Source organism: Streptomyces sp. NPDC002018, from assembly GCF_042890865.1.
In the GTDB taxonomy this organism is placed as follows: domain Bacteria; phylum Actinomycetota; class Actinomycetes; order Streptomycetales; family Streptomycetaceae; genus Streptomyces.
On record NZ_JBIASO010000001.1, the window covers coordinates 572156 to 584885 of the forward strand.

The 12730-nt window shown below is 70.3% G+C and carries 15 protein-coding genes; 10 read left to right on the forward strand and 5 right to left on the reverse strand.

Annotation, left to right across the window (positions count from 1 at the left end):
• Positions 1-24: 24 nt before the first annotated feature.
• Entirely contained in the window at positions 25-453 is a 429-nt protein-coding gene (locus ACFYYH_RS02445; RefSeq protein ID WP_388544767.1) for a VOC family protein, read from the forward strand.
• A gap of 213 nt (positions 454-666) precedes the next feature.
• Here the strand turns inward: ACFYYH_RS02445 and ACFYYH_RS02450 are convergent, their stop codons facing one another.
• From ACFYYH_RS02450 to ACFYYH_RS02460, 3 genes are all read right to left on the reverse strand, one after another.
• The gene (locus ACFYYH_RS02450) at positions 667-834 is read right to left on the reverse strand and encodes a hypothetical protein (protein WP_388544770.1); all 168 of its coding nucleotides are present in this window, start codon (positions 832-834) and stop codon (positions 667-669) included.
• Positions 835-958: 124 nt separating this feature from the next.
• Positions 959-1279, reverse strand: a complete 321-nt coding sequence (locus tag ACFYYH_RS02455) for a hypothetical protein (protein WP_388544773.1) — start codon at positions 1277-1279, stop codon at positions 959-961.
• Between the two features lie 32 nt (positions 1280-1311).
• Positions 1312-1626, reverse strand: coding sequence for a hypothetical protein (locus ACFYYH_RS02460; RefSeq protein WP_388544775.1), 315 nt, complete (start codon positions 1624-1626; stop codon positions 1312-1314).
• 119 nt (positions 1627-1745) lie between these two features.
• On the opposite strand from ACFYYH_RS02460, the gene ACFYYH_RS02465 reads away from it, so the two are divergent.
• The 3 genes from ACFYYH_RS02465 to ACFYYH_RS02475 all read left to right on the forward strand — a co-directional run bounded on the left by ACFYYH_RS02465 (position 1746) and on the right by ACFYYH_RS02475 (position 4977).
• Positions 1746-2519 (forward strand): SAM-dependent methyltransferase, encoded by a 774-nt coding sequence (locus ACFYYH_RS02465; protein WP_388544778.1) that lies wholly within the window; start codon positions 1746-1748, stop codon positions 2517-2519.
• A 150-nt stretch (positions 2520-2669) separates the two neighbouring features.
• Positions 2670-3494 (forward strand): alpha/beta fold hydrolase, encoded by an 825-nt coding sequence (locus tag ACFYYH_RS02470; RefSeq protein ID WP_388544780.1) that lies wholly within the window; start codon positions 2670-2672, stop codon positions 3492-3494.
• A gap of 163 nt (positions 3495-3657) precedes the next feature.
• The gene (locus ACFYYH_RS02475) at positions 3658-4977 is read left to right on the forward strand and encodes an MFS transporter (protein ID WP_388545305.1); all 1320 of its coding nucleotides are present in this window, start codon (positions 3658-3660) and stop codon (positions 4975-4977) included.
• A gap of 77 nt (positions 4978-5054) precedes the next feature.
• Here ACFYYH_RS02475 and ACFYYH_RS02480 read toward each other — a convergent pair whose 3' ends face one another.
• Complete coding sequence (locus tag ACFYYH_RS02480; protein ID WP_388544782.1) at positions 5055-5672, reverse strand: TetR/AcrR family transcriptional regulator; 618 nt, start codon at positions 5670-5672, stop codon at positions 5055-5057.
• 249 nt (positions 5673-5921) lie between these two features.
• Here ACFYYH_RS02480 and ACFYYH_RS02485 point away from each other — a divergent pair, with 249 nt between their 5' ends.
• The 6 genes from ACFYYH_RS02485 (at position 5922) to ACFYYH_RS02510 (ending at position 12029) form a co-directional block, all read left to right on the forward strand.
• Entirely contained in the window at positions 5922-6500 is a 579-nt protein-coding gene (locus tag ACFYYH_RS02485) for a 2Fe-2S iron-sulfur cluster-binding protein (protein ID WP_388544784.1), read from the forward strand.
• Complete coding sequence (locus ACFYYH_RS02490; protein ID WP_388544786.1) at positions 6497-7489, forward strand: FAD binding domain-containing protein; 993 nt, start codon at positions 6497-6499, stop codon at positions 7487-7489. The genes ACFYYH_RS02485 and ACFYYH_RS02490 overlap by 4 nt, the downstream gene beginning before the upstream one ends.
• Complete coding sequence (locus ACFYYH_RS02495; protein WP_388544788.1) at positions 7486-9657, forward strand: xanthine dehydrogenase family protein molybdopterin-binding subunit; 2172 nt, start codon at positions 7486-7488, stop codon at positions 9655-9657. The genes ACFYYH_RS02490 and ACFYYH_RS02495 overlap by 4 nt, the downstream gene beginning before the upstream one ends.
• On the forward strand, positions 9650-10798 hold the full coding sequence (locus ACFYYH_RS02500) for an XdhC family protein (protein WP_388544790.1): 1149 nt from the start codon (positions 9650-9652) through the stop codon (positions 10796-10798). Before ACFYYH_RS02495 ends, ACFYYH_RS02500 begins: the two co-directional genes overlap by 8 nt.
• A 168-nt stretch (positions 10799-10966) precedes the next feature.
• Positions 10967-11359 carry a helix-turn-helix domain-containing protein gene (locus ACFYYH_RS02505; protein WP_388544792.1) on the forward strand — a complete coding sequence of 131 codons (393 nt, stop codon included), beginning with the start codon at positions 10967-10969 and terminating at the stop codon, positions 11357-11359.
• A gap of 259 nt (positions 11360-11618) precedes the next feature.
• Entirely contained in the window at positions 11619-12029 is a 411-nt protein-coding gene (locus ACFYYH_RS02510; RefSeq protein ID WP_388544795.1) for a VOC family protein, read from the forward strand.
• Between the two features lie 210 nt (positions 12030-12239).
• Here ACFYYH_RS02510 and ACFYYH_RS02515 read toward each other — a convergent pair whose 3' ends face one another.
• Positions 12240-12722 (reverse strand): nuclear transport factor 2 family protein, encoded by a 483-nt coding sequence (locus tag ACFYYH_RS02515; protein WP_388544797.1) that lies wholly within the window; start codon positions 12720-12722, stop codon positions 12240-12242.
• Between the last annotated feature and the right edge of the window lie 8 nt (positions 12723-12730).

Sequence of the window (12730 nt, forward strand, 5' to 3'; positions counted from 1 at the left end):
AGAGCCCCCCTGTATGGTGCGCCTGTGTCATCGATCAAGCAGTTCCAAGTCACCTTCGACTGCGCGGAACCTGAGCGTGTCGCTCGCTTCTGGTGCGAGGTGTTGGGGTACGTCGTATCGCCGCCACCGAAGGGGTTCGCCACGTGGGGCGAATTCAACCGCTCCCGGTTTCCTGAGGATCAGGGTTCATGGTTCGCCTGCGGTGATCCCTCGGGTGTGGGCCCGCGACTGTTCTTCCAACGCGTTCCCGAAGGCAAGGTCGTCAAGAATCGGGTGCACCTCGACGTGCGGGTCGGCACCGGGCTCGTGGGTGAAGAGCGCCTCGCCAGACTCGAAGCCGAGTGCACACGCCTGACCGCGCTCGGCGCGGTACGCGTGCGACTGCTGTATGACGGCCATGACTCGTGCATCGTGATGCAGGACATCGAGGGCAACGAGTTCTGTCTCGACTGAGGCTCCTCCGAGCCGGCGAGGCGGGGAGTCGTTTCCCCTGAGCCCCTTGTGCCTTGTGAAGGTGGTCCCGTGTGGGACGGGAGTACCGGGAGTACGACGACAACGATGTCGGCTCTCAGGACCACAACCAGGTCCTGAGAGCCGACGTCATGCGAAGAGCCTGTCTGGCCAGCGGCATCCCACGCGCCACCGGCCCCTCTTTGCCGAAGCCGGTCAGCGTCGACGGGCCCAGCCCGCTCCGATTCCCGCTATGTGCAGAGCCAGCGCCGTCAGGCCGAGCAGCATGATATTCCCCGAGGAGAAAACCTGGTTGGTGCTGATCTCGGTGGCGTTGATGAGAAACGCGATGAAGAACAAGACCGCTGCGACAATACCGAGCATGGTGGAAATCCTTTCAATCCGATGAAGCACGTGTGCCCCGCTTTCGCGCCGGCAGGCAGATGGAGTCCGCGCGATGTCGCGAGGCCGGCTGGAGAGCGGGCGGAGGCCCGGACCTGCCCCGGGTTCAGAACTCCCGGTCGATGCCGGTGACCACGGCCGGCCCCAACGGCGCGTCCGCCCGCGTGAGGCCGCTGTCCCGCAGCGCGGCCGCGACAAGGCGTACGGCCTCTGCCTCGGCATCCGCCCGATCGGTGGCTTCCACCTCCAGGCGGACGGAGAAGGCGGCGCCGTCGTCCTCGATCGTCAGGAGCTCCAGCTCCTCACTCTCACCCAGGTTCGTGTTCTTCGGATCCTTCGGGCGCAGCGTGTGCTTCACATCGGACCGCTGGGTGTCGGTGATGCCGTGCACGAACGTGCCCGGCACGGTGATGACATAGGTGGTCACAACGGCTCCTTCGGTGCGTGCGTCGGCGAGTGTCAGCCGGCGGGGGCCTCGGTGTGGCTCCCGCGGCGGGCGGTGGGAGCCGGCCTGGCCTGTCGGCTGTGGTGTGCGGTCCTGCCCTGCACATCGGTGTGGTGCCGCCACAGCCACACGGATGCCAGGACCAGCAGGCCGGCGAAGACCGCCAGGAACACCAGGGACACCCACATCTGCCGGCCCCCCGGATCCTCGGCCGCCCCACCCGCGGCTCCCACCGCCCACAGGGCCGCGCCCACCGCGTAGAAGCAGCGGGTGCGGCGCAGCTGGCGTACGGCCCGCGGGGTGAGGGAGACGCTCTTCTTCGATGCCATGCCGCCCGTGTACCCGATTGCGGCCCTTCCACCGGGCAGGGAATGACGCGTCCCGCGAAGCTTCGGTGACCCCCGAAATCGGTTGTACGGGCGGCCGCGATGCGATTGGCTCGGGGGTCGTGACTGCTTTGGATGACCTGGTGCGTCCGGACCGCTACCCGCGCTCGTCCCGCTACGACCCGGCCTGGCTGCTCGGGCTGGATATGGGACCGAACCCTTTGTGGCTGCTGGAGGACCTTGCCCGGGACCTCGATCTGCGCCCCGGGATGCGGGTGCTCGACCTCGGTTCCGGCAGGGGTGCGACCTCGGTGTTCCTCGCCCGCGAGTTCGGCGTCGAGGTCGTCGCGGCCGACTGGTGGATCAACGCGGACGAGGCAGCCGCCGTCTTCGCCGAAGCCGGTGTCGGCGACCGGGTGGAGGCCGTGCGGGCGGAGGCCCACGCCCTGCCGTTCGAGCAGGAGAGTTTCGACGCCGTCGTCAGTGTCGACGCGTTCGAGTACTTCGGCACGGCGGACAGCTATCTGCCGTACCTGGTGCGGTTTCTGCGCCCGGGTGGGCAACTGGGCGTGGCCACACCCGCGATGACCCGCGAAGTCCGTGAGCTGGGGGCGATTCCCGCCCACATCAAGAAGGTGGTCGGCTGGGAGGCGATCGCCTGGCACACGGCGCAGTGGTGGCGCTTCCAGTGGGAGATCACCGAACTGGTGACGGTGACCTCCGCACGGCTTCAGCCCGATGCCTGGCGGGACTGGCTGCTGTGGAGCCGGGCGTGCGCCGAGCACAAGCCGGACGGTCGGGCGTCGAACCAGCCTGTGATCGACATGCTCACGGCGGACGGCGGCCGATTCCTCAGCTTCGCGCTGGTGACCGCCCGCAGGGCGACCGCCGGCTGATCACGCGGTGTCCGCCGTCGCTGTGCGGTGGTGGCAGAGGCTGAGTGGCGAGCGACTGGGACGGACATACGATGGTTTGGGGGGATTGGTTATTGGGGGATCGTTTGCTTCGCCCTCGAACCTCGAAAGTCCATTGGAGGAGTCGAGAAAATGGGCATCATCACAGCGAAAGACGGGACCGAACTCTACTACAAGGATTGGGGCGAGGGCCCGGTCGTCACCTTCTCGCACGGGTGGCCGCTGAGTTCGGACGCGTGGGACGGGCAGATGCTCTTTCTCGCGCAAAACGGTTTCCGCACGGTCGCGCACGATCGCCGCGGGCACGGCCGGTCGGGTCAGACTTCGAGCGGCAACGACATGGACGGTTACGCCGGCGATCTGGCGGACGTCATCGAGGCGCTCGACCTGAGGGACGCGACCCTCGTCGGACACTCGACCGGTGGCGGGGAAGTGGCGCGTTACATCGGCACCTACGGTACGAGCCGGGTGGCAAGGGCCGTCCTGATCGCGGCAGTTCCTCCGGTCATGCTCCAGTCGGAGGCCAACCCCGAAGGTCTTCCGATCAAGGTCTTCGATGACCTGCGCGCGGGTGTCAGCCAGGACCGGTCACAGTTCTACAAGGACCTGGCGGTTCAGTTCTACGGGGCGAACAGGGACGGTGCCCAGGTTTCGCAGGGCATACTCGACCAGTTCTGGCTCTGGAGCATGCAGTCCGGCCTCAAGAACTCCTACGAAAGCATCAAGGCGTTCTCGGAGACGGATTTCACGGAGGATCTCAAGAAATTCGATGTCCCTACGCTGGTGCTCCACGGCGAAGACGATCAGATCGTTCCCGTGCAGGATTCCGCCGTCAAAACGGCTCAGCTCGTTCGTGGGGCAAAAGAGGTCTACTACCCTGGCGCACCTCATGGCCTCACCGCCACACTTCAGGACAAGGTCAACGCCGAGCTTCTCCAGTTCCTGCGCGGCGGCTGAGGCCGAGTACCGGTGACCGCGTGCCCGTGACCGCGCACACGCGTACCCGTGACCCACACAGCTGACCGCACGGCTGATAACAGTCGGTAGCGCGGCGATTTCGGAGCGTGCTCAACGTGCGCCGTTGACCGCCCCGGTCACCGACCGTGACAGTTTCTGTGTGATCGACGACACTCTGTCCTCCACGTCCACAGAGCCCGCCGCGGCCGGTACCCGAACCCAGGAGAGTCCGCTCCGGGTGGCCGTGGCGAGCTTCATCGGCAACACCATCGAGCTCTACGACTTCTTCATCTACGGCATGGCGGCGGCGCTGGTCCTCGACGACGTCTTCTTCCCCAACCTGTCCCCCCTCAACGCCATGCTCGCGTCGTTCTCCACGTACGCGGTGGCGTTTCTGGCTCGCCCGATCGGGTCAATCGTCTTCGGCCATTTCGGCGACCGCGTCGGCCGCAAGTCCGTCCTGGTCGCCTCACTGCTGCTGATGGGTCTGTCCACGGCGCTGGTGGGACTGCTGCCCGGCTACGCCACCCTGGGGGCCTGGGCACCTCTGCTGCTCGTCCTGCTCCGCTTCCTCCAGGGAATCGGGATCGGCGGCGAATGGGGCGGCGCGGTGCTCCTCGCGGTGGAGCACGCACCCCAAGGGCGGCGCGGGCTGTACGCGGCGTTCCCCCAACTCGGCCCGCCCGTCGGCTTCTCCGCCGCCACCGGCGTCTTCTGGCTGATGTCCGCGTCGCTCGACGAGGCGGCCTTCGCGAGCTGGGGATGGCGCGTCCCGTTCCTGCTGTCCTTCCTGCTGGTCGCCGTCGGACTGGTCGTACGGCTGAAGATCAGCGAGACCCCGGTCTTCGCGCGGTCAGTGGCGGAACGGACGGCGAGCAGGGCGCCCGTGGCGGAACTCCTCCGGTGCCATCCACGCGAACTGCTGCTCGGCGCCGGCGCCATGGCCGTCGTCTACACCCTCTTCTACGCGTCGATGACCTACGGCCTGTCGTACACCACGACATCCCTGGGTGTGCCGCGCAATACGATGCTGGCGCTGTCCCTGGTCGCCTGCTTCTTCCTCGCGATCGCCATCTGGCTCGCGGCCACCCGCTCCGACACGGCCGGCCGGCGCACACTGGTGCTGACAGGCTGCGGACTGGCCGCGGTCTGGGCCCTGGTGTTCTTCCCGCTGCTCGACACCCGGCACCCGGTGGTGATGGCGGTGGCCATGGGCGGCGCGCTGTTCTGTGTGGGCGTGACGTCCGGCCCGATGGGCGCGTATCTGCCGGAGCTGTTCCCCGCCCGCGTCCGCTACTCCGGCGCCTCGCTCGCGTACAACCTGGGCGGCGTCCTGGGCGGCGCGGTCTCGCCCCTGGTCGTGCCGCGTCTCCAGTCCGCCTTCGGCTCGGCGTCGGTGGGCTGGTACGTCAGCGCGATGGCCGTGGTCTCGCTGCTGTGCGTACGGGCGCTCCCGGAGACACGGGAGCGCGAACTGATCTAGCCGGACACCCTTCCCCACCGGAGCCGTCCGTCCCGAGGCCGTTCCCACCGGGTCCGTCCGTCCCGGGGCCGCCCGGCTCAGGTCCGTCCGTCCCCCGGCCCGTCCGCCGGGGGACCGTCCGCTCCGGGCGCCCCCGCCCTCAGTCCGTCCATCACGAGGTCCAGCAGCCGCGTCGCGCGCGGCTGCCAGTCGCCGCGCGGGTCGAGCTGCCAGAGTCCGGCGATGGCGAGCACGAAATCGTCGGGGGTCAGTCCCGGACGGATGGTGCCGGCCTCCTGGTTCGCGTTCAGCAGGAGCGCGACCGCCTGGAGCACCGGGCCGTGGCCGAGCTGGGCCAGTCCGCCGAGCTCGCTGGTGGTCTTGCGCAGCGCGTCGGCCAGACCGGCCTTGGCCATGGCGTACTGGGCCAGGCGGTCCATCCACTCCCTCAGGGCCCGGTCGGGCGCGCGGGTCCGGAGCAACTGGGCAGCGGTGTCGTTGACCTGCTGCATCTCGTAGCGGTAGACCTCCAGGACGAGGGCCTCCCGGTTGGGGAAGTTGCGGTAGAACGTGCCCTGCCCGACGCCCGCCTTCTTCGCGATCACGCTCAGTGGAGCGTCCGCGGCCCGCGTCAGCTCGTCCAGCGCGACGTCCAGGATGCGCTCGCGATTCCGTTGCGCGTCCGAGCGCAGAGTCGCGCTCTTCTCCTCCGGCACTCGTCCTCCTTCCGGAATCACGGCCAGGCCCGGCCTTGCTAACCGGACAGCTGTCCAGTAAGTTCGACGGCTAATGGACAGTTGTCCGCTTAGGTCCACCGTAGCGGCGGAACCGGCCAGTGCGGCCGACCGGTGCCCATTGTCGCTGGTTCCTTCACCCACATCCCCCCACCTCCCGGATCTCGTCCCGGACCATCTGCCGGGATCGTCTCGTCCGACGCGCATCCGCAATGCGAAAGAAGGCTGATCATGGCCCTGTCGACATCCAGCGCCATCACTCTGTACATCAATGGCGAGAAGTACACGCTGCCCGTCGACCATCGCACCACCCTGCTCGACGCCCTGCGCGAGCATCTCGATCTGACCGGTACCAAAAAGGGCTGTGACCAGGGCCAATGCGGTGCCTGTACGGTGCTGCTCGATGGGCGCCGGGCCGTTTCCTGCCTTCAGCTCGCGGTCGCGGCCGAGGGCCGTGCCATCACCACCATCGAAGGCGTGGCCGACGGTGAGCGGCTCCATCCGGTGCAGCAGGCCTTCATCGACCTGGACGGCTATCAGTGCGGTTACTGCACACCGGGGCAGATCTGTTCGGCCCTCGCGGTGATCGAGGAACACGCGGCGGGCTGGCCGAGCGCCGTGACCGAGGACGTCCGGCCCGAAGCGGGAGTGCCCGCGCTGACCCCCGAAGAGATCCGCGAGCGGATGAGCGGCAACCTGTGCCGCTGCGGCGCCTATGTGTCGATCGTGCAGGCGGTCGCGCGGGCGGCCGAGGCGGCGGGGACGACGGCGGAAGCGGCGGAGTCCGAGGTCAAGGAGGTGGCGGCATGAGGGAATTCGGCTACGCACGCGCCCTCGACATCTCCGGAGCGGTCGCCCTGCTCAGCACGGAACCCGACGCCCGTTTACTCGGCGGCGGAACCAACCTCGTCGATCTGATGAAGGCCGGTGTGGAAAGGCCCGCGCTGCTCATCGACGTACGTGAACTTCCCCTCGACGGGATCGAGTTCAGTCATGACGCCGGACTGCGCATCGGCGCGACCGTCACCAACAGCGATCTCGCGGCCCACCCCGACGTACGACGGCACTATCCGGGGCTGGCCCAGGCCGTCCTGGCCGGCGCCTCAGGACAACTGCGCAATATGGCCACGGTCGGCGGGAACCTGCTCCAGCGGACCCGCTGCGGCTACTTCACCGACCTCAGCAAACCGTGCAACAAGCGGGCCCCCGGCAGCGGTTGTCCCGCGCTCACGGGCGAACACCACAACCACGCGATCCTCGGCGCCTCCGCGCACTGTGTCGCCACCCATCCCTCGGACATGGCGGTCGCGCTCGCCGCCTTCGACGCCGTCATCTCCTACGAAACGGCGGACGGGCCGGGCGAGTCGCCGATCGCCCAGTTCTATCCGCCCGTCGGCGACACCCCGCACATCGAGACCGCCCTCCCGCCCGGCGCGCTGATCACCGGTGTCACACTGCCGCCGGCCCCGGTCGCCGCGCACGCGCGGTACCGGAAGGTGCGCGAGCGCGCCTCGTACGCGTTCGCGATCGGCTCGGTCGCCGCCGCGCTCGACGTCCAGGACGGTGTCGTACGCGAGGTGCGCCTCGCGTTCGGGGCGGTCGCGTCCCGGCCGTGGCGGGCCCGTACCGCCGAGCGGGTGCTGACCGGCGGCCCGGCGAGCGCGGAGGCGTTCGCCGCCGCGGCGGACGCCGAACTGGCGGCCGCCGAGCCGCTCCCCGAGAACGGATACAAGGTGACCCTGACGCGCAACCTCGTCGTGGCCGTGCTGACCGAACTCGCCGAGGAGGCGACCCGATGACGACGCCGACCACGACGACCGGCATCGCCGCCGTGACGGGAGCCGTCGGCTCCGCCCGTACCCGGGTGGAGGGCCGCGACAAGGTCACCGGGGCGGCCCGCTACGCCGGAGAGATACCCTTCGCCGGGCTCGCCCACGGCTGGCTGGTGCTGTCGACCGTGGCCCGTGGCCGTATCCGCGCCGTGGAGGACGCTCCCGTCCTGGCCATGCCCGGTGTCCTCACCGTGCTGCACCACGGGAACGCGCCGCGCGTCGACACCGACTACATAGGCATGGTCGGGCGGCCGAACCCGGTCCTCGGGCTCTTCCAGCACGACCGGGTGCCCTTCGTGGGCTGGCCGGTGGCGCTGGTCGTGGCGGAGACGTCCGAGCAGGCCAGGGAGGCCGCCGAGACACTGGTGGTCCGCTACGACCAGGAGCCGCACGACGTCGCGTTCTTCGCCGGACATCCCGGCGCGTACACGCCGGAGAACAACCCGCTGGTCCGGGCCGAGACGGAGAAAGGCGATGTCGAGGCCCGACTCGGCGACTCCGCCGTCGTCGTGGACGAGGAGTACACCACACCGGAGGAGCACCACAACGCGCTGGAGCCGCACGCGGCGACGGCCCGCTGGGACGGCGGCCGGCTCGATGTCGTGGACTCCAACCAGGGCAGCACCTGGGTGGCCGGCGAACTCGCGCAGCTCTTCTCCCTCGACCCCGCCTCCGTACGGGTGCGGTCCGAACACGTCGGCGGCGGCTTCGGATCGAAGGGGCTGAGCCCGCACCAAGTGGCCGCCGTGATGGCCACGACCTTCCTGCACCGCCCGGTCCGCGTGGTGCTGACCCGCCGTCAGATGTTCTCCCTCGTCGGTTTCCGCAGCCCCACGGCGCAGCGGATCAGGCTCGGCGCCGACGCCGACGGCCGGCTGCGGGCGTTCGACCACCAGGCGCAGAGTCTGACGTCGACCGTGCATGAATTCGTCGAGTCGAGCGCCGTGCTGGGGCGCGTGATGTACGACGCCGACGCACACCACACCCTGCACCGGCTCGTACGGCTCGATGTGCCGACCCCGGCCTGGATGCGCGCACCGGGCGAGGCACCGGGATCCTTCGCTCTCGAATCCGCCCTCGACGAACTGGCCGAGAAGTGCGGCGTGGACCCGATCGCGCTGCGCGCACGCAACGAACCCGAGACGGGTCCCGTGTCCGGGCTGCCGTTCAGCAGCCGCAATGTGCTCGCCTGCTTCGAGGAGGGCGCCCGCAGGTTCGGCTGGGCGGACCGGGACCCGCGTCCCGGCCGGCGCCGTGAGGGGCGCTGGCTGCTCGGGACCGGAACGGCGGCGGCCACGTATCCGTCGGGAGTCGGCCCGTCCACGGCGGCCGTGACCGCGGAGCCGGACGGAACCTTCACCGTGCGGATCAACGCGGCGGACATAGGGACCGGGGCACGGACCGCGATGACCTCGGTCGCGGCGGACGCGCTGGAGGTGGATACGGACCGTATCCGGGTGCGCATCGCGGACAGCGACCTCGGCCCGGCGATGTTCGCCGGCGGCTCGATGGGCACACGCTCCTGGGCGTGGGCGGTGATGGTCGCGGCGGGCGAACTGCGGGAGCGACTGGCCCTGGGAGACGGCGTTCCGCCGGAGGGGATCACCGTCCGGTCGAACACCACCGAGGCGGTCGGCGCCCTCGCGAAGAAGGAACGGCACGCCTTCGGCGCGCAGTTCGCCGAGGCCGCCGTGGACGTGACCACCGGTGAGGTGCGGGTGCGACGGCTGCTCGGCGTCTTCGCCGCGGGCACCATCGTCAATCCGCTCACCGCCCGCAGCCAGTTCATCGGCGGAATGACCTGGGGGCTGTCCATGGCCCTCCATGAGGAGGCGATCAGGGACCTGGCCTCCGGCGGCCATGTCGGCGCCGACCTGGCGGGCTATCACTTCGCCGCGCACGCCGATGTGCCGCTCATTGAGGCGGACTGGGTGGACGATCCCGTCCCGGACGACCCGGTCGGGATCAAGGGCATCGGTGAGATCGGCGTCGTGGGCGTCGCCGCCGCGATCGCCAACGCGGTGTGGCACGCGACCGGCGTACGCCACCGGGACCTGCCGATCCGTCCGGACCGCGTCCTGCGGGCGGCGGACGAGGCCCGGCGCCGGGCGGGCGGGGGAGCCGGGAGTGCTTGACATCGCCGAGGAGCTGAACCGCTGGTTCGAGGAGGGCCGGGACTTCGCCGTCGCCACGGTCGTGGCCGTCGGGGGCAGCGCGCCGCGCGGCCCCGGCGCCGCCCTGGCCGTCGACCGTCGCGGCACGGCCATCGGTTCCGTCTCCGGCGGGTGTGTGGAAGGGGCGGTGTACGACCTGTGCGTGCAGGCGCTCCAGGACGGCCGGACGGTGCGCGAACGGTTCGGATACAGCGACGAGGACGCCTTCGCGGTGGGACTCACCTGCGGCGGCGTCATCGAGGTCCTGGTCACACCGGTGCGCGCGGACGCGCCGGTGTTCCGGGCGGGGGTGTCGGCCGCGGACCGGGGGGAGGCGGCGGCACTCGCCCGGGTGGCCCGGGGCCCGCGCGGACTGCTCGGCGGTGCGCTGCTCGTCCGCCCCGACGGATCGTACGAGGGCAGCCTCGACGGACATCCGGAACTGGACCGGACGGCGGCGGCGGAGGCCCGCGCGCTGCTGGACACCGGCCGCACCGGCACCGTCGAGATCGCGGAGGACGGCTCGCGCTGCACGGGCGGCGTGACACTGTTCGTGGAGTCGAGGGTGCCGCCGCCCCGGATGATCGTCTTCGGCGCCGTGGACTTCGCGACGGCGCTCGCCCGGGTGGGCAAGTTCCTCGGGTATCACGTGACCGTGTGCGACGCCCGGCCGGTCTTCGCCACCCGCGCCCGTTTCCCCGAGGCCGACGATCTCGTGGTCGACTGGCCGCACCGCTATCTCCGGCGCACCGCGACCGACGGACGGACCGTCCTGTGCGTGCTCACCCATGACGCCAAGTTCGATGTTCCCCTGCTGGAGACGGCCCTGCGGCTGCCGGTCGCGTTCGTCGGCGCGATGGGCTCGCGCCGCACCCACGAGGACCGCGACCGGCGCCTGCGCGAAGTCGGTGTCACCGACGACGAACTGGCCCGTCTGCGCTCCCCGATCGGCCTCGACCTCGGCGCCCGCACCCCCGAGGAGACCGCCCTGTCCATCGCGGCGGAGATCGTCGCGGCGCGCCGGGGCGGGACGGGAGTTCCGCTGACCGGGTCGGGGACGCTCATTCACCATGACGTGAGCGGGAGGGAGGAGGGTGAGACCCGCTCCCGGGCGGCGGCATGACCCGGCGCGGCTGTTCCCTGCCCCGGGCCCGGCCCCCGGCCCCGGTGCGGGCACCTCCGGCCTGGGCACAGGCACCTCCGGCCTGGCGTAGGCCCTCCGGCCTGGGCATGGGTACCTCCGGCCTGAGCGCGGAGGACGGACGGAGGCGAACCGTGGTGTGATGGCGCCGTGAGCCGCGCCGCAGAGGAGACCAACCGCCGCATGCTTCGGGCCCGGGACGCGATGGACCGCGCCTACGCGCAGCCGCTGGACGTCGCGGCCCTGGCCCGGATCGCGCATGTGTCGCAGGCGCACTTCTCCCGCACCTTCCGGGCCACGTTCGGCGAGACGCCGCACCGCTATCTCCAGCGCCGCCGTGTCGAGCGTGCGATGTTCCTGCTGCGGGAGACCGACCGCAGTGTGACGGACATCTGCTTCGACGTCGGCTTCGGCAGCCCGGGAACGTTCAGCCGCACCTTCCGCGACATCGTCGGCCGGTCACCGAGGACCTACCGGAAGGGAGCGGTGGCCACGGGCGTACCGACGTGCTTCACGATGGCGTGGACGCGGCCGAGCGCCTGACCGTCCGCACTGCCCTGGCCACACTGCCCCGGCCGGTCTGCCCCGGGCCGACCTTCCCCTGCCCGTACCCGTAGGGCCTGTCCTTGCCCGTACGGCCGTTACCGCTGCCGCCCGGCCTGCGCCCGCCCGGCCTGCGCCCGCCCGGCCTGCGCCCGCCCGGCCTGCGCCCGCCCGGCCTGTGCCCGCCCGGCCCGTACCGTCCGCCGACTGAGCAGTTTCGGATAAGTTTCCGTCCGGCCCGCCCCGTAGCGTGAGACACATGTTCAACGCCATCACGCACTCGCAGATATACGTCCTCGACCAGGACGAGGCCCTCGACTTCTATGTCGGCAAGCTCGGTCTGGAGGTCGGCGCCGACATCGACATGGGCTTCATGCGCTGGCTCACCGTCTGTGTCCCAAGTCACCCGGAGCGCCAGATCCTGCTGGAGAAGCCGGGCGCGCCCGCGATGTCCGAGGAGACGGCGCGGCAGGTCCGCGAGCTGGTGACCAAGGGCGCGATGGGCGGGCACCTCATCTTCAGCACGGACGACTGCCGCAAGACGTACGAGACGCTGCTGGGTCTGGGCGTCGAGTTCACCGAGGAGCCCACCGACCGCCCGTACGGAATCGACTGCGGCCTCCGCGACCCCTTCGGCAACCACATCCGGTTCACCCAGCCGAAGGCTTGAGGCCGAGGAATGTCGGCGCCCCCCAGGGCGGAGAAGTCCGCCGTCTCGAGCCGGGCGAAGACCGGGATGATCCCGGGATGGCCGGACAGACCCACCAGCGGCGGCGCCGCACCTCGCCGCGCAGACAGCCGAGGACCTCGTCACCCGGCGCGAACTCGCGCGCGCCGAGGCCGGCCCGTTCGACCGCACCCGCGATGTCCCAGCCGGGAATCAGGCTCCCGGGAAGGCCATGGGCTGGTCGAGGACGATCCGGTGGAGGTAGATCTTCCACTCCCCGTCGGTACGGCGCAGCCTGGGGCGGTAGTAGCCGCTCTCGATGGGTGTGATCGTGCCCTGGGCGCCGGAGGCGCCGTCGGGCCAGCCGCCGTCGGGCCGCTCCTTGCCGACGGTGTTGAAGACGACGAACTGCGCGTCCAGTGTGGCGTGGTCCCCGTCGATCTCGATGAGGTGGTCATGGGTGGTGTGATGGCTCCAGCCACGCGGCGGGTGCGGCGCCATCATGCCCACGACGGCCCCGCCGATCGCCTCCGCGCCGATCAGTTCGGCGATCTTCTCGGGGATGCCCGCGTTGTTGTAGTAGATCTCGACCGTGCCCTCCGCCTCGAACAGTGCGGCGAGCGCCTGTCCGTCCCGGTGATCGGCCGCTCTCACATAGCGGGCGAGCACCTGCTGTACGTCCCGTTCATCGCTCATCTGGAACT

Excerpts from the sequence above, each read along its gene's own strand:
- ACFYYH_RS02495 (WP_388544788.1), top strand. The coding sequence starts at position 7,486 with ATGACGACGCCGACCACGACGACCGGCATCGCCGCCGTGACGGGAGCC.
- ACFYYH_RS02485 (WP_388544784.1), top strand. The coding sequence starts at position 5,922 with ATGGCCCTGTCGACATCCAGCGCCATCACTCTGTACATCAATGGCGAG.
- ACFYYH_RS02470 (WP_388544780.1), top strand. The coding sequence starts at position 2,670 with ATGGGCATCATCACAGCGAAAGACGGGACCGAACTCTACTACAAGGAT.
- ACFYYH_RS02460 (WP_388544775.1), bottom strand. The coding sequence starts at position 1,626 with ATGGCATCGAAGAAGAGCGTCTCCCTCACCCCGCGGGCCGTACGCCAG.
- ACFYYH_RS02510 (WP_388544795.1), top strand. The coding sequence starts at position 11,619 with ATGTTCAACGCCATCACGCACTCGCAGATATACGTCCTCGACCAGGAC.
- ACFYYH_RS02450 (WP_388544770.1), bottom strand. The coding sequence starts at position 834 with ATGCTCGGTATTGTCGCAGCGGTCTTGTTCTTCATCGCGTTTCTCATC.
- ACFYYH_RS02490 (WP_388544786.1), top strand. The coding sequence starts at position 6,497 with ATGAGGGAATTCGGCTACGCACGCGCCCTCGACATCTCCGGAGCGGTC.
- ACFYYH_RS02515 (WP_388544797.1), bottom strand. The coding sequence starts at position 12,722 with ATGAGCGATGAACGGGACGTACAGCAGGTGCTCGCCCGCTATGTGAGA.